The following is an 18,085-nucleotide window of genomic DNA, read 5'->3' as shown; positions in this document are numbered from 1 at the left end:
CGTGCCCGCTGCCGCGGGGTCGCCGGCATAGCCGGCTCCCACACGTTGAGTTACCGATGCACCTCGGGTTGCTGCTGTTGCTGCTGTTGCGGCTGAGGCTGTGTCGGCTGTTGCGTCTGTGCGGGCGGCTGCTGCCATTCCGCGCTGCTCTGCGCCATCGTCTTGCCGACGGACTGGCCCACGTCGATCTCGGCGATCCGCTTGAATGGGGAGTTGAGGTCTCCTTGCACGGCGTAAAGGCGCTGGGCGTCGTCGCTGAGCGCCACATGGTCGACTCGCGAAAGGCCCTGAGCATGCGCGGCTACCGCAAGCGAGGCGGCGAGGTTGGTGCTCATCTGGTCCGGCGTGCGTCCCTGCCGGGCATCGAGGGCATGCACCCCCTCCAGCGTCTGCCGATAGAGCGGATTGCCGGGATGCGCGGAGTCGTCGAGCCCCGCGGCTCGCGTCTGCAAGGCCTGGTTCAACGCCCCCATCGTCTTCGCCCCTGCGATACCATCGTCGCCCAGGCCGTGCTCGCGCTGGAAATTCTTCAACGCGGCGGTCGTGTTCGCGCCAAAATCGTTGTCGGGATGCAATGTGCGGCCGTCGGCGCCCTTATAGCCCAATTGCGCGAGCTGGCGTTGAAGGTCGCCGACCGCGGGGGCGTGATCGTGTTCTCGCAGCGTGCCCGGATGCTGCACATGATCGCCGGTGGCATGCCCCGACGTCGGGGCACGCAGGTGGCCTGGGTGAGTCACGTGCAACAGACGCTCGTCCTCACCGTTACGGCGCACGTTCACGTCCAGCGTGCGATCGGCATTGACGCGGGTGGACACGTCGCGGCTGTTCACCGATGTCCATTGGCCGTTCATCAGCGCCTCGCCGTGGCCCGAACGGTCCCAGGTCACGAGGTCGTGCCCTTCCGAGTAAAAGCCGCGATGGTTGGAGGTCTTCGCATAGGAACCGCCCTGGCCCAGCGCCTGTACCATCGCGCGGGAATGCACCGGATCGGTGAACGCATCGCGTATGGCCGCATATTCGTGCGGGAGGTTGGGATGCGCCGGATCGTTGCCCAGCTGCGTCGGATTGACGAGCGGATGGTTGACCACGTTGTCCCACGCCGGCCGCAGCGGATGATCGGGGCCGGTGGTTCGCATATCGTTGAACAAGGCCGCACCTGCCAACGCGTGATCGCGTCCCTCGGTCACGTAATCCGGATAGCGGTCGATGGAGTGCCGCACGGCGTCCACGCTGTGGAGTTCGCCTCGTTGAAGCTCGCCGATGAGACGGTTCCCATAGGTCTCGCTCTGGTTGTAGAGCTTGGCCGTCATCGTGATGAGGCGGGCCTGATCCGCCTCGGAGGCGTGCCGGTAAAGGTCGGTCTGCTGAAGCGGCGCGATGGCATTCGTCATCAGCTTGTTTACCTGCGCGGTATCGTGCTGGTGGACGAAATTGACGCCCGCTTCGCTGGCCATGAAGGCATCGAGGTGCGACTTCACCGTGGCGTCGAGCGGACGGCCGTTCTGGGCCTCGATCTGGTGGCCGGTACGACCAAGGTCGGCGATGGTCTGCGTGCGCTGGGCCGGACTCAAGGCCCACTCCGGATGCGCGTTGTGCGCCCATGCCTGGTAGGCATCGGTCAGTTCGGTCGCGACCTCGGGATGTTGCCCGAGGTCGGTCTGCAGGGTGCCGATGGAGAACCCGCTGTTGCCGACGGGCTGCATCCTGGGATGGCCCTGGGCATCGTTGCCGATGTTTCCCGCGAAACTCAGTCGGTAAGCGACGTCGCTACCTTCGGAACTCACGCCTATGGCGAAATAGGACAGAGCGCGCGCTTCGTTATCAGTCAATCCTGGCATGTTGCAACTCCTGGTTAATGGGCGTGTTACATGTCGTTCTTGCACTGCTTGTCGAGCGGCGCCTTGCCGCCTTTCGCCACGCGCTCCAGTGAGACGTATTTCGAGGTGAATTTCTCATCGGTCCGATACCAGGCCAGGCGCTTGCCTTCGGGTACGACGTAGGCGTCCGCATCGCCGTAGGCTGGGCACACCGGATAGCCGCCGCGCTCGGCCTCGTCGGCGCAGAACCGCAGGTAGAGCTTTCCGTCGCGCCATTCGCTCTTGAAGCGGCCCGAGCTGCCTTCCGTGCGCGTGCCATCCGACCACATACCCTCCTCGGCAGAGCCCGTCGCCGGAACGTGCAACTGGACGTAGTGGCCCAGATTGCAGTCGCTGCGATAGCCCCAGTCGCCTGCCACCGCCTCGGCGCCTTGGGTTGCCGCTGTACTGCCCGCGCCACCCATGCGCTTTTCCAGTTCGTCGGCGCGGAAACTGGTCTGCGTCGTGGTGCAGATATTCTTGACGACCGCGCCGGCCTTGACACCGCACGCCTGGTCGCGGCCGGCGATCCATCGCCGCTCTTCCTCGCGCAATGCCTTGCGGCCCGCATCGTCGAGCGAGCCCGCCAATTTCTTGTAGACGGCGTTGAGCCGCGCATCCTGCGTGTCGTAATCGTGCGACCCCGCCTCCTGCGCCGCGGCCCCCGCCGCTAACCCCAGCCCCATGGCCAAAACGGCCACCCATCGCATGCGGGCGTTCGCCCGCGCACCATTCCTTCGCCTGACGAGCATTGGAACTCCTGATCGTGAACTGTCCGGATCCCCTCGCGTGAGGCTAGCAGCTACCGGTTGACAAAACCGTGCAGGGTTCACCGTCTTCTTGTGCCGATTTTGCATGCCGCCCTAGGTCATTCGGTCCATGGCTCTCCGAGGGACAGGAAACAATGATCTCCCGCTCGCCCTTATCGCGCGCGTGAAGGCCAACGGCTCGGGCGTGGACAGTGCGATCGACAGGATATCTCGCAAATCGTCAGGCGAAAACGCGCGTGACAAGGTGATGAGTATTGTTTCTTCGGCCATTTCGGCTACGGCGACCGGGCGCCACGGACAATCGAAGTGGACCGATGCCTCGCACCGCGACATACAATCGCTCAGCAGGGGAAACTCCACGCAGGGAATCGCGAGGTCATATCATGAATGGAAAACATACCGGCAAAATGCTTCCCGCAGGCAGTCCCGATCCCGATTTTGGAACCAGCGGTCAGGTTCATTATCACTCCAGAGGATCCGGCGGTTCGTCCTTAATGCCGGACGGAACGTTCCTGACCATCGGAGTCGAATATGCGAAAATCGCTGTTCTGGTCCGTCGCCTTTCGGATGGATCGCTGGACCCCAATTTCCCCTATTTGGGCCAGGGCGGTATCGCGAAGACGCCACTCGGCTTCACGGACGACTTTCGTTCGAGGACCAGGAACGTCCTCCCGGATGGCAAGGTCCTCATCGGCGGCGTTGTATACCGGAGCGAGACACCGCTTTACATTTGCTACGTGCGCCTGACACCGCAGGGTCAACTCGACGGCAGTTTCGGAGTCGGTGGGCGTGCGGCTATCGATGACTTGCCTGGCCGTTTTCGCGACCTGCACTCGGCAGGCCTCCAAAGCGATGGAAAGATAGTCGTACTCGCCAGCATAACGTGGAGCGATCCCAACAAGAACGGCAAATTACTCTTTCGCTTGCACGTCGACGGCACCTTGGATAAAGGGTTTGGAACGAATGGATTTGCCTACGACTTTCCGAGGAACGGTCTCTACGGATTGCAAATCCTTCCTGACGGGAAAATCTTGTTGAACGGCGGCTCAAACGAAGGCGGGATGATTTCCCGCTGCGAGCCAGATGGCAGCGTTGACCGAAGCTTTGGCTATGACGGACATTTTTATCTGCCGATGACATCTGGCTATGACGAGATCTCAAATGCGACGGTACAAAGTAACGGCAAAATCCTCGTCGTTGGACAGACGGGCGACTTTACCGCTGTCGCCTTCATCGCGCGCTTGGATGCGAAGGCATCAGGCCTCGACAGTGGCTTCAACAAGGGCCAGCCGCTCCTTCTCCCCTGGAGGGAAGACAGGGTAAGCACCCATGAGAGATCTGCACTTCAGCTGCCGGATGGAAAGATTCTTTCTGTTGGCTTTACGTTTGGCGTGCCCAGCTTGGGCATGCTAAGACGCTTTCTGCCCGACGGTAGCCCGGACACGGATTTTGGACAGGACGGCGTCGTAGAGATCGCTCCTGAAGGAAACTACTCCGTTCTCTTGTCCGGGCTACGGATTCAAGAGGACGGCAAGTACGTAGTGACCGGGCAAACATCGAATTCCTCAGGCAACCACATTAGCATTTTCCGATTCCTGCCCTAAGGGACCCCGCAGCCGCCACGGGAACAGGCCCCCGGACGGAGGTGCCCGCCCATCCGTTATCATGTCCGACCGGCGTGCCGCAGGTGGCACGCCTTCGGCATGGAATCTCGAAAAATCATGGCTTTGGCAGAAGACATCTCGGCCGCCGCCGGGCACACCCCTTTCATGCGCCAGTACCTGGCGGCGAAGGCGGAGCACCCGGACATCCTCTTGTTCTTCCGGATGGGCGATTTCTACGAGCTGTTCTACGACGACGCGCGCAAGGCGGCGCGGCTGCTCGACATCACGCTGACCCAGCGCGGCCAGTCGGCGGGTGCCCCGATTCCCATGGCCGGCGTGCCCTATCACGCCGTGGAGAACTACCTGGCCCGCCTGGTGAAGCTGGGCGAATCCGTGGCGCTGTGCGAACAGATCGGCGACCCCGCCACGTCCAAGGGACCGGTGAAGCGCGAGGTCGTGCGCATCGTCACCCCCGGCACGGTGACCGACGCCGCGCTGATGGAAGAACGGCGCGACAACCTGCTGCTTTCCATCGCCGCCGGTCCCAAGGGCTACGGCCTGGCTTGGGTGGATCTGTCCACCGGCCGCTTCCTGCTCACCGAAGTGACCACGGCGGAAGGCCTGGCTGCCGAACTGGCCCGCCTGCAACCGGCGGAGACGCTGGTCGGCGAAGACGTGGCCTGGCCGAAGCTGGTCTCGTCCCTGCCCGGCCTGCGCAAGCGTCAGCCCTGGCATTTCGACGGCGACACGGCCACCCGCGAACTGTGCCGCTTCTTCAAGACGCGCGACCTGCTCGGGTTCGGCGTCGAAGGCATGCCGCTGGCGATCGCGGCCGCCGGCTGCCTGCTCGGCTACGTGGAAGAAACCCAGAAGAGCGCCCTGCCCCATCTCACCGGCCTGGCCGTGGAGAACGCCGGCGAGACGATCGCGATGGATGCGGCGACGCGGCGCAACCTCGAGATCGACACGCACCAGAGCGGCAACGTCGACAATACCTTGTTGGGCGTCCTCGACGAAACCGTGACGCCGATGGGTGCGCGCCTTCTGCGACGCTGGCTCAATCGTCCGTTGCGCGACCGGCAGGTGCTGCGCGGTCGCCACCAGGCCATCGGCAGCCTCATCGATTCGCGCCGGCATACGAGCCTGCGCGAGCGCCTGCGAGGCGTCGGCGACCTGGAACGCATCCTTGCCCGCGTGGCACTGCGTTCCGCGCGGCCGCGCGACCTTTCCACGCTGCGCGACGGCCTTGCCGCGGCCCCTAACCTGCGCCAGGACATCGAGGGCCTCGACAGTCCGTTGATCCACGCCCTGGTGGAACGCATCGGCGACCATGCCGACACGGCGGCATGGCTCGCTACCGCCGTCGTTTCCCAGCCGCCGGTGCTGCTGCGCGACGGCGGCGTGCTTGCCGAGGGTTACGACGAGGAACTCGACGAGCTGCGCCGTCTTTCCACCAACGCGGACCAGTTCCTCGTCGACATGGAAGAACGCGAGAAGGCCGCCAGCGGCATTCCGACCTTGAAGGTCGGCTACAACCGCGTGCACGGCTATTACATCGAGATCACCAAGGCCCAGGCCGACAAGGCGCCCCAGCACTACACCCGCCGGCAGACCACGAAGAACGCCGAGCGCTACATCACCGAAGAACTGAAGCAGTTCGAGGACAAGGTCCTTTCCGCGAAGGAACGCTCGCTGATGCGCGAGCGCGCACTCTACGAACTGCTGCTGGACAAGCTGATCGAGCGCCTTCCGGAACTGAAGGTCGCCGCGGCGGCAATGGCCGAACTCGACGTACTGTCCAATCTCGCCGAGCGCGCCGAGGCGCTGGATTGGACTGCGCCACAACTCACCGACGCGCCGGGCATCCACATCGAGCGTGGCCGCCATCCGGTGGTCGAGAAGGTCCGCGAGGAACCGTTCGAACCCAACGACCTCGGGCTCGACAAGAGCCGGCGGATGCTGGTGATCACCGGCCCGAACATGGGCGGCAAGTCCACCTACATGCGGCAGAACGCGTTGATCGTGCTCCTCGCGCACATCGGCAGCTACGTGCCGGCGTCGGCCGCCACCATCGGGCCCATCGACCGCATCTTCACCCGCATCGGCGCCGGCGACGACCTGTCGCGCGGCCAGTCCACCTTCATGGTGGAGATGAGCGAAACGGCGAACATCCTGCATAACGCCACCGATTGCAGCCTCGTGCTGATGGACGAGGTGGGTCGCGGCACCAGCACGTACGATGGTCTTTCGCTGGCACGCGCGGCCGCGGTGCACCTTGCCGCCACCAGTTGCGCGTTCACCCTCTTCGCCACGCATTACTTCGAGCTGACCGAGCTTGCCGGCGAATTTCCGACGATCGCGAACGTGCACCTGGATGCCGTCGAGTACGGCGACCAGCTCGTCTTCATGCATACGGTGAAGGACGGCCCCGCCAACCGAAGCTTCGGTTTGCAGGTGGCTGCGCTGGCCGGTTTGCCGAAGACGGTGATCGCCGATGCGCGCCGTTACCTCGCCGCGCTGGAGCAAGGGCACGAGGTCACCGCCGCCGTGGCCGCACCTGCCGTGGCGGCGCCACAGATGGGATTGTTCGCGCCCCCTCTACCCTCCCCGGTGGAAGAAGCGCTACGAGCGCTGGACCCGGACGACCTCGCGCCGCGCGAGGCGCTGGAGCAACTCTACAAGCTACGAAAGATGCTGCGCTGAAACCGGGGCTCTTGTAGGAGCCGCTATAGCGGCGAGGGAATCTCGCGACATGTCGGCAAGAGTGCTCTCGCCGCTATAGCGGCTCCTACAGAGTGCGGGATCAAAGGGTCTTCTTCAGGTCCTGGATCAGCCGGCGGGCGTGCTTGTCGGGGCGGGAGTCGGGACGCAACAGCGCGCCGCCGGTGAGGCGGCGGTCCTCGAGGCGCCGTTCGCGTTCGGCGATGCTTTCGTCCGTTTCCGTGTAAAGCTTGCGCGCTTCAGGCGCCGGTCCGCGCTTTTCGGAAAGCGCCGCCACCACACACGCGATCCGCTCTTCGCCACGAGTGATCCGGAGCGTATCGCCCACGTGCACCGACTTTGCCGGCTTGCAGGCCGCCTCGTTGAGTTCGACCTTGCCGCCGTCGATCGCCTGCTTGGCGAGACTGCGGGTCTTGAAGAAGCGTGCGGCCCAAAGCCACACGTCGGCGCGTACGCCGGGATGCGTCGTGGTATCGGTCATGTGAGGGAGGATGCAGGCGTACTGTTGAATACCAAGGTCATGCCGCGGGCAGGAGCATGTTACCCAAGGGGATCGTCACGAGGGAAAGGAGGATGCCGGCGCCGAGGACCGTATTGGCCAGCCTGGGTTCCAGGTCGTACTGGTCGGCGAGGATGGCCGCCGAAATCATGGGCGCCATGGCGGCCTGCAACACGCCTACCGTGAGGGTCAGGCCACCCACGCCGGCGGCGATGCCCATGCCGAACACCGCGAGCGGTGCCAGCAGCAGCTTCCACCCGAGACCCGCCGCCAGCGCGCCGACCTGTTCGCGGCGCAGGTGCAGACGGAATTGCAGGCCGACCGAGAACAGCGCCAGTGGCGTCAGGGTCTGGCCGATCTGCAGCAAGGGCTTCTCCAGCGCCGGCGGCATGCCGCCGGCGAAGCCGATGGCTACGCCCGCCAGCATCGCGATGAACGCCGGGAAGGTAAGCAGGCGGCGAACGATCGCGGAAGCGCCGGCTCCCCGTCCCGAATACAACGACGCCACGACGATGCCACCGGCGGCGAGCATCGGGAAACAGCCCAACTGGTCGGCGATCACCGCGATGGACAGGCCTTCCTTGCCATGCAGGGCCTCGACCAGCGGATAGCCCATGAACGACGTGTTCCCCAGTCCGCAGACGAGGGCGAGGCATCCCACCCGCCGCGGCGACCAGTCAAAGACCTTGCCGAGAGACGCGAACAGCGCCCACGCACCGAAAAAGGTGACGTACATGCCGACCACGGGGAACCAGAGCCGCGTATCGATCCGCACATGCGGCACCAGCGCCAGCACGAGGGCCGGCAACGCGATGTTCAACACCCACCAGTTGATGCCCGGCACGATGCCTTCGGGCAGCGGCGCGTAGCGGCGACAGAGGATGCCGAGGGCGAGGCAGAGGAACAGGATGAGGAGCGCGGACATGGGGACGACGATAACAGCGGGTGAACCGGGAGGTCACGGGCTGCCTTGCGAGGGTAGGTGAGTCGCTGGGTTCCTGCCTGCGCAGGCAGGAACCCGACGACTATCGCCTCAGCCCAGCAACACGCGGTTCATCCGCTGCACGAAGCCCGCCGGATCGGCCAGCTGCGCACCGGCGGTGATTTCCGCCTGCTCGAACAGCAGGCTCGCAAGATCGCCGGCCTTCGCGTCGTCCGTTTCCGCGGCCAGGCGCTTCACCAGCGCGTGTTCAGGATTGAGTTCCAGCACCGGCTTCGCATCCGGTACGTCCTGACCCGCTTCGCGCAGCAGGCGGGCAAGATGCGGCGCCATGTCGAAATCGGCCAGGGCGAGGCACGACGGCGAATCGGTCAACCGCGCCGACACACGCACTTCCTTCACGCGATCGCCCAACAACGCCTTCGCTCGCTCGAGCAGCGGCGCGGCGGCCGTGGCGGCGGCTTCCTGCTTCGCCTTGTCCGCCTCGTCCAGCGGGAAGTCGCCCTTTGCGACGTTGCGCAGCCGCTTGCCTGCGTACTCGGTGAGGTAACCGAGCATCCATTCGTCCACGCGGTCGGACATCAGCAGGACTTCGATGTCCTTGGCCTTCAGCGCTTCCAGCTGCGGGCTACCCGCCGCGGCGGCATAGCTGTCCGCGGTGACATACCAGATGGTGTCCTGGCCCACGGCCATACGGCCGATATAATCGTCGAACGAGACCGTCTTTGCCGCACCCTCGCCCTTCGTGGAGGCGAAGCGCAGCAGCTTCGCGATGCGCTCGCGGTTCGTCGCGTCCTCCACGATGCCTTCCTTCAGCGTATTGCCGAAGCCGGCAAGGAACGTGGCGAACTTCTCCGGTTCGTCGCGCGCGATGCGCTCGAGCAGGTCGAGCACGCCCTTTACGCAGCGCGCCTTGATCTGCTCGAGCTGGCGGTTGTGCTGGAGGATCTCGCGGCTCACGTTCAACGGCAGATCGTCGGCATCGACCACGCCCCGCACGAAGCGCAGGTAGTTCGGCAGCAGTTCCTCGGCCGCGTCCATGATGAAGACGCGCTTGATGTAGAGCTTCAGCCCCTTCCGCTCGTCGCGGCCGCCCATCATCAGGTCGAAGGGCGGCTGTTCCGGGACGTAAAGCAGCGTGGTGAAGCTCTGGCTGCCCTCGACGCGGTTGTGCGTCCAGGCCAGTGCGTCGTTGAAGTCGTGGCCGAGCGCCTTGTAGAAGTTCTGGTATTCCTCGTCGCTGATCTCGCTCTTCGCGCGCGACCAGAGCGCGGACGCGGAATTCACCGTCGTCCATTCCGTCGGGTCGGGCTTGCCGTCCTTGTCGGCCGGCATGCGGATCGGGAAGGCCACGTGGTCGGAGTACTTGGTGATCGCGCCGCGCAGCGTCCAGGACCTCAGGAACTCGTCTTCGTCGGCCTTGAGGTGCAGCACGACCGTGGTGCCGCGCTCGGTGACATTGGCGTCCTCAAGGGTGTACTCGCCCTTGCCGTCGCTTTCCCAGCGCACGCCGGCCACTTCCGGCTGGCCCGCGCGGCGGGTGATCACGGTGACCTTGTCGGCGACGACGAAAGCCGAATAAAAACCCACGCCGAACTGGCCGATGAGGCGGGCGTCCGCCTTGTGCTCGCCTGACAGCGCCTCGAGGTAGCGGCGCGTGCCGGAACTGGCGATGGTGCCGATGTTGGCGACCACTTCGTCGCGGCTCATGCCGATGCCGTTGTCGCGCACGCTGATGGTGCGCGCCTCCGGATCCCACGTGACCTGGATGCGCAGGTCGGCATCGCCATCGGTCAGGGAGGGGTCGGCCAGCGCTTCGAAACGCAGCTTGTCGCAAGCATCCGACGCGTTGGAAATCAGCTCGCGCAGGAAGATTTCCTTGTGCGAGTAGAGGGAATGGGTCACCAGGTGCAGGACCTGGGCGACCTCGGCTTCGAACTTACGGGTTTCCTGGCTCACGGTGCCGTTCCTTCAAGGTGGGACAGGCACCGGAGTATGGGGACAGGCGGTCGGCGAAAAAAGTCCCCCGCCAAGCGGATGACCTTGTGGGAGCCGCTCCGGCGGCGATCCCGCGGCAGCGGACAAGCCTGCCGCGAGCACCCTTCGCCGCTGAAGCGGCTCCCACAGAAAACCCTCACCTGGGGCAACACCCTCTAGCGGGCGGCCTGGAGGGCGGCGATGCGCTCTTCGATCGGCGGGTGGCTCATGAACAGGCGCTTGAGGCCCGAGGCCAGGTGGCCGGAGATACCGAAGGCCTGGATGGATTGCGGCAGGCTCGTATCGCCGTGGTTGCCCGACAGGCGCTGCAGGGCCGAGATCATCGAGGCGCGGCCGGCAAGGCTGGCGCCGGCGGCGTCGGCCCGGAATTCGCGCCAGCGGGAGAACCACATGACGATCATGGAGGCGAACAGGCCGAAGACGATCTGCAGGACCATCACCACGACGAAGTAACCGATACCGCCCTCGCCGTCGCGCTCGCGGCCACCGCTGAGCCAGCTGTCGACCACGCGGCCGACGAGGCGGGCCAGCACGATGACCAGTGTGTTCAGCACGCCCTGGATCAGGGTGAGCGTCACCATGTCGCCGTTGGCAACGTGGCCGATCTCGTGGCCAAGCACGGCCGATACCTGCTCGCGGTCCATCTGCTGGAGCAAGCCCGTGCTTACCGCGACCAGGGCGTTGTTGCGCGTCATGCCGGTAGCGAAGGCGTTCATTTCGGGGGCGTCGTAGACGGCGACCTCGGGCATGCCGATGCCTGCCTTCTCGGCATGCCGGCGCACGGTGTCGAGCAGCCAGCGCTCGGACTCGTTACGCGGCTCGGTGATCACCTTCGCGCCGGTGGATATCTTCGCCGTCCACTTGGAAATGGCCAGCGAAATGAAGGCGCCGCCCATACCGAAGACCGAGGCGAAGACGATGAGCCCGCCGATCCCCATGCCACGCTGGGCCGCCCACTGGTCGATACCCAGGACGTGGCAGACAGAGGTCAGGAGGAGGATGACGGCGAGGTTGGTCGCGACGAACAAGGCAATGCGTTTGAACATGATCTGTCTCTCTCATGGCGGCTGGCGATTGGCACCGCCTGTGCCAAGTTTTCGGGGCGGAGCGTGAACGATTCAATGGCGGAAAGCCCGTCGGCGCGGGGGAAGCCGGTCCGGCGCGGCTCCGCTGTCTGGGCATCGCCTACACTTGTCGGTTTCCAGGCTAGACGCCTTTGAGAATCCTCTCAAATCAGCCCATGACAGCCCTTCCTCGCTACCGCGGACGATTTGCGCCCTCCCCCACCGGCGCCCTGCACTTCGGCTCCCTCGTGGCGGCGGTGGGCAGCTGGCTGGTAGCCCGGCACGCCGAGGGCCAATGGCTCGTGCGCATCGAAGACATCGATCCGCCTCGGGAGGTTCCCGGGTCGGCCGCGACGATCCTGGCCACGCTGGACGCCTTCGGCCTTTCTCCGGACCAGCCTCCTGTCTATCAGTCGCAACGGCAGGAAGCGTACGCCGCCGCCTTCGAGGGGCTGCGCGAAAGCGGCCAGGTGTTTCCTTGCTGGTGCAGCCGCTCGGACCTGGCGTCCCAGGGTGGCATCCATCGCGACGGGCATTGCGTGGCCGCCGCGGACCCTTCCCGCCCGCACGCCTGGCGCGTGCGTGCGCCGGACCTGAGCCTCCACTGGGAGGACGACCTGCAAGGCGCCCAGTCGGAGAACCTGCGCGAAATGGCGGGCGACTTCGTCATCCGTCGCGTGGAGGGCCTCTGGTCCTACCAGCTGGCCTGTGTGGTCGACGATGCCGACCAGGGCATCACCCATGTGGTCCGGGGAGCCGACCTGCTCGATTCCACCGCCCGTCAGATCCACCTCCAGCGGCTCCTGGCGCTGCCCACGCCCGGTTACCTGCACCTCCCGCTGGTGCTCGACGCGGAAGGCAGGAAGCTCTCCAAGTCCACCGCCGCCCTCCCGGTGGATGCCGCCGATCCCCTGCCCGCGCTGCGCGCGGCGCTGGACCGGCTGGGTGTCTTGTCCCCGTCTACCGCGGGCACACCGGAAACCCTGCTGCGCGACGCGCTGCACGGATTCGCACCTGCGTCGCTTCGCCGCAGTAGTCTTGGCGCCACGGCGACGCTATAAGAACCGTTTGCCCGGCGACGGGTTACCCACGGGAATCGAACGAGGATGAAGCAAGGTATGACGCAGCGAACGGCACTGGTGACCGGCGGCACGGGCGGCATCGGTACGGCGATCGTGCGCTACCTTGCCCGCCAGGGTCACCGGGTCGCCACCAACTTCCGCGACGAGGCCCGCGCCGCCGCATGGCGCGAGGACATGATCCGCGACGGTATCGACGTGGTCATGGTGCCCGGTGACGTCTCCGACCCCGTCTCGGCGGAGTCGATGGTCCGTGCGGTGGAGGAGCTGGCCGGGCCTGTGGAAATCCTGGTCAACAACGCCGGCATCACGCGCGACACCACGTTCCACAAGATGGACTACCAGCAATGGACCGAGGTGGTGAACACCAACCTCAACGCCTGCTTCAACGTCACCCGCCCGGTGATCGAGGGCATGCGTTCGCGACAATGGGGCCGTATCGTCCAGATCAGCTCGATCAACGGACAGAAGGGCCAGTACGGCCAGGCCAACTACGCGGCCGCCAAGGCCGGCGTACACGGGTTCACCATTTCCCTCGCGCAGGAGAACGCGCGTTTCGGTATCACCGTGAACACGGTATCGCCGGGCTATGTCGGCACCGATCTCGTCATGGCCGTGCCCGAGGACATCCGCGCCAAGATCATCGCGCAGATTCCCGTGGGTCGGCTTGGACGGCCCGAGGAAATCGCGCACGCCGTGGCGTTCCTCACCGCCGAGGAATCCAGCTGGATCACTGGCTCCAACCTGGCCATCAACGGCGGTCACTACATGGGTTGGTAATACCCTGTAGGAGCCGCTATAGCGGCGAGAAGCCAATGGAGCCATGAAGTGGTAAGGCAGGTTTCCCTCGCCGCTATAGCGGCTCCTGCAGGCGTGTGCGAGTTCACAGCTTCAGTTCGTTCATCGAGCGGGGTTCGGTAATCGTCACGTGGTTGTGGTGCGCGCGGAACTTGGCCATCACCTTGTAGGCGACGCGACGTGCGCGCATCACCGAACCCAAAGGCCGATGGGCCGCCAGGCCATGCCAGGGGCTGAACGCCATGCCGTCGTCGATGGCCGCGCGGCGGGCCGCGTTCCAGGCGGGTTGCGCAGGCACGACGATGCGGGCGACGTCGATGTAGGGGCTTTTCTCCTCCGGCCAGGCGACCGATGCATCCTCGATCGGCATGGATTCGGGATCGGTGCAGAACTGCACCCGCAGATCCCACTCGCCGCCTTCCGCCGCGAAATGATTCACCATCGCCTCGCGCAAACCGTTCGGCTTGCCGTTGACGTTGAGCTCGGCATCGGTAAGCGCGGTCAGGTTCGGCGAGCGTGGCGCCACTGACAGCTTCACCACGTAATCGCCGAAGCGCAGGGGTGCCTGGCTGTAATACGTATCGCCCAGGGGGTGGGTTTCCGGCTGGCCACCCAGGTTCAACAGCGTGGCGCTCCTGCCGCCGAAAGCCTCGATCACCCGTTCGGTGCCGCGCAATACGGCCGACAAGGCCTTCTTCGCCCCCTCCGCGCGATCGGTGGTCGCGGCCACCAGCTTCAGCGCGGCGGCAAAGCGCTTCGCGTTCGGCGCGGAAAAGACCGGGCCGTTCACCAGTACGAAATCCTGGGTAACGTCATTGTCGCTGCCGGCCAGTCGCTCGCCCTCCACCCCGATCACCTTGAGCGCCATGCCGCGCGGCGTGGACACGCTGTCGTCCAGCAGGTCGCCCGGCACCGTCGACAGCCTCATCACCAGCGGATACCTGCCCTCCCGCGCGAAAAGGCCTTGCGCCAGCTCGCGCGGGAGGTCGGCCGGAACGAGCAGTTCCCCGGTCAGCAGCGCATGGCTCTTGGCATGCACCGAGCGATGCGCATGCTTCTCGTGCTCGAGCGTGGTCTGGTTGATCCGGGTCAGCGTCTCGATCAGCTGTTCCACGGTCTCGGTCTCATCCGGCTCGATGCGTTCCAGCGACTCGTCGAAGCGGATCGGCGGCGGGTGCAGGGACAGGGGCATGGCGGGACTCGGCGCTGGCGGTCGCAGGATCTTGCCGCCGCGACCGTGAAGAGCCGGTCACATGCGTCACATGAGCTTGTAGCTGAAGGTGAGATTCCAGCGCATGTCGCGGTCCTCGCTCTCCGGCGGCTTATCGCCCGTGGGCCAGGCCAGGGCGAAGTCGATCGAGTAATGCCTGTTGTCCGAGGCACGCACGCCGAGCGCCGCCGAGTCGAGACGGTCGATGAACGGCCGTGCGCCGTTGAGGTAGACGCGTGCCGCCTGGTACGCGACATAAGGCACCACGGACTTGATCCACTTCGCCTCCGGGACGAAACTCCGGTTGAGTTCGGCGGACGCGGCCCAGCCGCTGTCGCCCGCCGCGTCGCCCGGATCGTAGGCATACGCGAAGCTCGGTCCGCCGAAGTTGATCTGCTCCGTCGATGGCAAGGCGTCGCCGCTGTACTGGCCAGTGGCCCGAAACACCGTACCGAGCTTACGTGCCCATTGTTGCGCCCAGGTCAGGTTGGCGGTGTACCGGGTGAAAGCGACGTCCGGCACCGCGATGCCCAGGACGCCGAGGTTGCTCACGGAGCGCGAGTAGGCACCCAGCCCGTCGAACCCGTGCGCGACGGCGATGGCGAACTGGCGAGTGCGCCGGTCGTCCACCGACAACCACGAAAGCTCCGCATCGAGTACGCGCACGCTGGACTTCAGTGCGACCATCGCACCCGTGAGCACGTTGCGATAACGGTCGTCCTGCCTCGATGCATACATGCCCATCGCGAGGTTCAACCGGCGCGTATTGCCGAGCACCAGCGGATACGTCGCCGTGAGCGCCAGGCGTTCCTGCGTCAGCCGATGGTCGAGGTACGAAGGCAACTGCTCATCCGTATCCGGCTGACCCCAATAGCGGCTGGCATCCAGCTTGCCCTGCCATCCGCGCGACCCGAAGGGTTGCACATAGGCGGCCGAATAGAAGCGCTGTCCGCCACCGTTGGGAAATAGCGTGGATACGCTCAGCTGCTCGCCGAGCGGCGTCGCTCCGTTTTCCAGCAAGGTGAACACGCCCTGCGCGCCCGGGTGATTCAGGTCGAGGCCGTAACTCATGTCGTAGCGCTGTCGCGATACGTCGAGAGCGAGCCGCGTCGCACCGTCGGTCGTGGTGGGCGGAGGCACGTTCGCCGCCACCTTCAGGCCGGGCAGTTGGCCAAGGAGTTGCGTGTAGCGCTCGAAAGTCTCCTGGCGTAACGGCCGCTCGCCGACGATGTGCGCGGCCATCGCCTCGATGCGCGGCGCGAGGTTGCCGGCATCGCCACGAACGTCGACGCCGGTCACGTAACCCTCGACCACTTGGATCTTCACCACACCGTCCGCAAGCGTCTGGTTGGGCACGAACGCGAACGACAGCGCGTAGCCGCTCGCCTTGTAGAGAGCGGTGACACGGTCCGCCGCCGCGACGAGTTCGCGGACGGTCGTGTCTTTCCCGCGCAACGGCGCAAAAAAGGCCGCCACGTCGGCGAACGGAACCGACCTCACGCCGGTGACGTCGAAGCGCGACGGCGTGATATGCCGCGCCAGCAGCGCTTCCAAGGCGCGATTCGGTGCCTGCACGTTGACCTTTACCGACGGTGCCTGCCGCGGCGTCTCGGTGCGGGGAAGTGTCTGCAGGGGATTGGCGGGGGCGCGGACCTGCGCCGATGCGGAACAAACGACGGTCATGCCCAGGAGGCAACCGAGCCATCGGTACATGAACTCTCCTTGTGATTGACGCGAGAACGGTGAGGGTGGCGCACCTGCGCCACCCTCGCCCTTGCCGGCTTAGCGACGCGAACCCAACAGCCCCTTGAGAGGCTGGTTGTCCGTTTCCGCTCCACCGGTGACGCCACCCACAAGGCCGCCGACGAGGCCGCCCACCGTGTTGGTCACGCCCGCGACGACACCGCCGACGCCCGCGCCGGTGCCGCCGGTGCCGCTGCTACCGCCACTCGCGGCACCGCCCGTGCCCGTCGCGCCGGCGACACCGTTGACCACCGTGCTGACGGTGCCGGTCACGCCCGAAAGCGCGCCGCCCGAACCGACCGCGGCCGTCGCGCCGTTACCGACACCCGTCACCGTATTTCCAATCGCCGAGGTGAGCGGCGAGAGGGGCGCGAGCGGACCGGACGCGGCGCCGGAGACGGTATTGCCCAGCCCGGCCACCGTGTTCGTGGCCCCGACGAGCGTCGTGCTCACGACGTCGCCCGCACCGGGAGCCGCGGTTCCGATGCCGCTGTGCAACCCCGCACCCAGAGGCGCGAGGGCATTGCCGGCGCTCTGCACCGTCGTGCCGAGGGAAGCGGTCAGACCGCCCGCCGCACCCGGCACAGGCGCCCCGGCGATGTTTGCGCCGAGGCTGGCCACGGCGGTGCTGCCACCGCCGACAAGGCCTCCCGCTCCGTTGCCGACAGCCTGGACGAGGTTGCCGGAATTGATCGGCGACGAGCTATCGCCCAACGCACCCGCGAGCGGGGTCACCACATCGCTGGCCGCCTGGGTCAGCGTGTCCACGCCCGACGATTCGAGGGCGCCGTCGAGCCGCGTACCGACCTGTTCGACGCCTGTGCCGACCATGGACACCGCCGTGCCCACGACGGCCGTGATCGGAGTGATGGGCGTACCCGCACCCACGGTACTCACGCCCTCGCCCAAGTCGTTCACCGCGCCACCGACCTGCGTCACTGCGTTGCCGAGACTGTCCGTGGTCGTGCCGACCGGGTTATCGATATTGCCGGTCTGGCCCAGGCCGTCGCTGAGGCCATTGCCCACGGTGGTGATCGCATTGCCGAGATCGTCGACGGCGTTGCCCGCACCCTCGGCCAGACCACCCGTACCACCGAGCACCGTGGTCGCGGGAAGTTGCGTACCGATGCCGGATACGGTCCCACCGACGGCGGAGACGATATTGCCGGCGCCGGTGGCTACCGAGCCGACCGCATTGCTCGGTGCGGGCGTGCCACCGGTGCCACCGTCGCCGCCTCCATTGTCGCCACCACCGTTGTCGCCACCTCCCCCGTTATCGCCGCCACCGGTCCCACCACTGCCGCCACCGGTGCCTCCGCCTGTCCCGGAGCCGCCCGTTCCGGAGCCACCGGTCCCCGAGCCACCGCCACCATCGTTACCGCCACCCCCGGTATCTCCCGATCCGCCAGGCTGCACGGTACCGCCCGACCCGCCACCTGAATGAGTGGAACCATGCCCGCTGCAGGCGGCCATCGATACAGCCGCGGCGGCGATGCACGTCGCCAGCAAGGTGCGGGTGAGGACTGTTCCTGAACGTTTCTCGGTCATGATGCTTCGACTCCTACGACGATGCCCGTGGGCGTTGCCCCCTGCCAGTGGGAGCGGAACATGGGCCGTGACCTGCATCACGGCCTGGTTCCATGAGACGCGGAGTGGTTTTGCCACGTTGCGCAAATTCGGCCACCAAGGCGGCTAATGGCATGCCATTTCGGCCAAATGTGTGCGCCTTCGTCACACAGGTGAAGACCGGGCCATGCGGTGCGTGGATTTCGCACGAAAAAAACGCCCCGGTGGGCCGGGGCG

Annotated in this window: 13 protein-coding genes; 4 read left to right on the top strand and 9 right to left on the bottom strand. The window is 65.8% G+C overall.

Annotated elements, in window-relative coordinates; genetic code table 11:
- Positions 1 to 50 precede the first annotated feature (50 nt).
- Both HBF32_RS00550 and HBF32_RS00545 read right to left on the bottom strand, forming a co-directional pair.
- On the bottom strand, positions 51 to 1,838 hold the full coding sequence (locus HBF32_RS00550; protein WP_166697699.1) for a peptidoglycan-binding domain-containing protein: 1,788 nt from the start codon (positions 1,836 to 1,838) through the stop codon (positions 51 to 53).
- A gap of 26 nt (positions 1,839 to 1,864) precedes the next feature.
- Positions 1,865 to 2,608 carry a lysozyme inhibitor LprI family protein gene (locus HBF32_RS00545; protein ID WP_166697698.1) on the bottom strand — a complete coding sequence of 248 codons (744 nt, stop codon included), beginning with the start codon at positions 2,606 to 2,608 and terminating at the stop codon, positions 1,865 to 1,867.
- Positions 2,609 to 3,009: 401 nt separating this feature from the next.
- On the opposite strand from HBF32_RS00545, the gene HBF32_RS00540 reads away from it, so the two are divergent.
- Entirely contained in the window at positions 3,010 to 4,230 is a 1,221-nt protein-coding gene (locus HBF32_RS00540) for an NHL repeat-containing protein (protein WP_166697697.1), read from the top strand.
- Between the two features lie 117 nt (positions 4,231 to 4,347).
- On the top strand, positions 4,348 to 6,933 hold the full coding sequence (gene mutS / locus HBF32_RS00535) for a DNA mismatch repair protein MutS (protein ID WP_240147769.1): 2,586 nt from the start codon (positions 4,348 to 4,350) through the stop codon (positions 6,931 to 6,933).
- A 100-nt stretch (positions 6,934 to 7,033) separates the two neighbouring features.
- Here mutS and HBF32_RS00530 read toward each other — a convergent pair whose 3' ends face one another.
- The 4 genes from HBF32_RS00530 to htpX form a co-directional block, all read right to left on the bottom strand.
- A complete protein-coding gene (locus HBF32_RS00530; RefSeq protein WP_166697695.1) occupies positions 7,034 to 7,432 on the bottom strand; it encodes an RNA-binding S4 domain-containing protein in 399 nt (132 codons plus the stop codon).
- Between the two features lie 37 nt (positions 7,433 to 7,469).
- Complete coding sequence (locus tag HBF32_RS00525; protein WP_166697694.1) at positions 7,470 to 8,375, bottom strand: AEC family transporter; 906 nt, start codon at positions 8,373 to 8,375, stop codon at positions 7,470 to 7,472.
- 108 nt (positions 8,376 to 8,483) lie between these two features.
- On the bottom strand, positions 8,484 to 10,349 hold the full coding sequence (gene htpG / locus HBF32_RS00520) for a molecular chaperone HtpG (protein ID WP_166697693.1): 1,866 nt from the start codon (positions 10,347 to 10,349) through the stop codon (positions 8,484 to 8,486).
- A gap of 194 nt (positions 10,350 to 10,543) precedes the next feature.
- Complete coding sequence (gene htpX / locus HBF32_RS00515) at positions 10,544 to 11,434, bottom strand: protease HtpX (RefSeq protein ID WP_166697692.1); 891 nt, start codon at positions 11,432 to 11,434, stop codon at positions 10,544 to 10,546.
- 194 nt (positions 11,435 to 11,628) lie between these two features.
- Here htpX and gluQRS point away from each other — a divergent pair, with 194 nt between their 5' ends.
- Complete coding sequence (gluQRS, locus tag HBF32_RS00510; RefSeq protein WP_166697691.1) at positions 11,629 to 12,513, top strand: tRNA glutamyl-Q(34) synthetase GluQRS; 885 nt, start codon at positions 11,629 to 11,631, stop codon at positions 12,511 to 12,513.
- A gap of 57 nt (positions 12,514 to 12,570) precedes the next feature.
- Positions 12,571 to 13,311, top strand: a complete 741-nt coding sequence (gene phbB / locus HBF32_RS00505) for an acetoacetyl-CoA reductase (protein ID WP_166697690.1) — start codon at positions 12,571 to 12,573, stop codon at positions 13,309 to 13,311.
- 103 nt (positions 13,312 to 13,414) lie between these two features.
- Here the strand turns inward: phbB and HBF32_RS00500 are convergent, their stop codons facing one another.
- The 3 genes from HBF32_RS00500 to HBF32_RS00490 form a co-directional block, all read right to left on the bottom strand.
- On the bottom strand, positions 13,415 to 14,521 hold the full coding sequence (locus HBF32_RS00500; RefSeq protein ID WP_166697689.1) for a catalase family protein: 1,107 nt from the start codon (positions 14,519 to 14,521) through the stop codon (positions 13,415 to 13,417).
- Between the two features lie 66 nt (positions 14,522 to 14,587).
- Complete coding sequence (locus tag HBF32_RS00495) at positions 14,588 to 16,252, bottom strand: ShlB/FhaC/HecB family hemolysin secretion/activation protein (protein ID WP_166697688.1); 1,665 nt, start codon at positions 16,250 to 16,252, stop codon at positions 14,588 to 14,590.
- A gap of 69 nt (positions 16,253 to 16,321) precedes the next feature.
- Positions 16,322 to 17,830: a collagen-like triple helix repeat-containing protein gene (locus tag HBF32_RS00490; RefSeq protein WP_166697687.1), complete on the bottom strand. Its 1,509-nt coding sequence runs from the start codon at positions 17,828 to 17,830 to the stop codon at positions 16,322 to 16,324.
- Between the last annotated feature and the right edge of the window lie 255 nt (positions 17,831 to 18,085).

Source organism: Luteibacter yeojuensis, assembly GCF_011742875.1.
Taxonomy (GTDB): domain Bacteria; phylum Pseudomonadota; class Gammaproteobacteria; order Xanthomonadales; family Rhodanobacteraceae; genus Luteibacter; species Luteibacter yeojuensis.
Note: the sequence above shows the minus strand (reverse complement) of the source record. Positions and strands in the feature narration are given on the sequence as shown.

What these genes read in the sequence shown, in the direction of transcription:
- HBF32_RS00550 (WP_166697699.1), bottom strand. Translation starts at nt 1,838, where the DNA reads ATGCCAGGATTGACTGATAACGAAGCGCGCGCTCTGTCCTATTTCGCC.
- HBF32_RS00545 (WP_166697698.1), bottom strand. Translation starts at nt 2,608, where the DNA reads ATGCTCGTCAGGCGAAGGAATGGTGCGCGGGCGAACGCCCGCATGCGA.
- HBF32_RS00540 (WP_166697697.1), top strand. Translation starts at nt 3,010, where the DNA reads ATGAATGGAAAACATACCGGCAAAATGCTTCCCGCAGGCAGTCCCGAT.
- mutS (WP_240147769.1), top strand. Translation starts at nt 4,348, where the DNA reads ATGGCTTTGGCAGAAGACATCTCGGCCGCCGCCGGGCACACCCCTTTC.
- HBF32_RS00530 (WP_166697695.1), bottom strand. Translation starts at nt 7,432, where the DNA reads ATGACCGATACCACGACGCATCCCGGCGTACGCGCCGACGTGTGGCTT.
- HBF32_RS00525 (WP_166697694.1), bottom strand. Translation starts at nt 8,375, where the DNA reads ATGTCCGCGCTCCTCATCCTGTTCCTCTGCCTCGCCCTCGGCATCCTC.
- htpX (WP_166697692.1), bottom strand. Translation starts at nt 11,434, where the DNA reads ATGTTCAAACGCATTGCCTTGTTCGTCGCGACCAACCTCGCCGTCATC.
- gluQRS (WP_166697691.1), top strand. Translation starts at nt 11,629, where the DNA reads ATGACAGCCCTTCCTCGCTACCGCGGACGATTTGCGCCCTCCCCCACC.
- phbB (WP_166697690.1), top strand. Translation starts at nt 12,571, where the DNA reads ATGACGCAGCGAACGGCACTGGTGACCGGCGGCACGGGCGGCATCGGT.
- HBF32_RS00500 (WP_166697689.1), bottom strand. Translation starts at nt 14,521, where the DNA reads ATGCCCCTGTCCCTGCACCCGCCGCCGATCCGCTTCGACGAGTCGCTG.
- HBF32_RS00495 (WP_166697688.1), bottom strand. Translation starts at nt 16,252, where the DNA reads ATGTACCGATGGCTCGGTTGCCTCCTGGGCATGACCGTCGTTTGTTCC.
- HBF32_RS00490 (WP_166697687.1), bottom strand. Translation starts at nt 17,830, where the DNA reads ATGACCGAGAAACGTTCAGGAACAGTCCTCACCCGCACCTTGCTGGCG.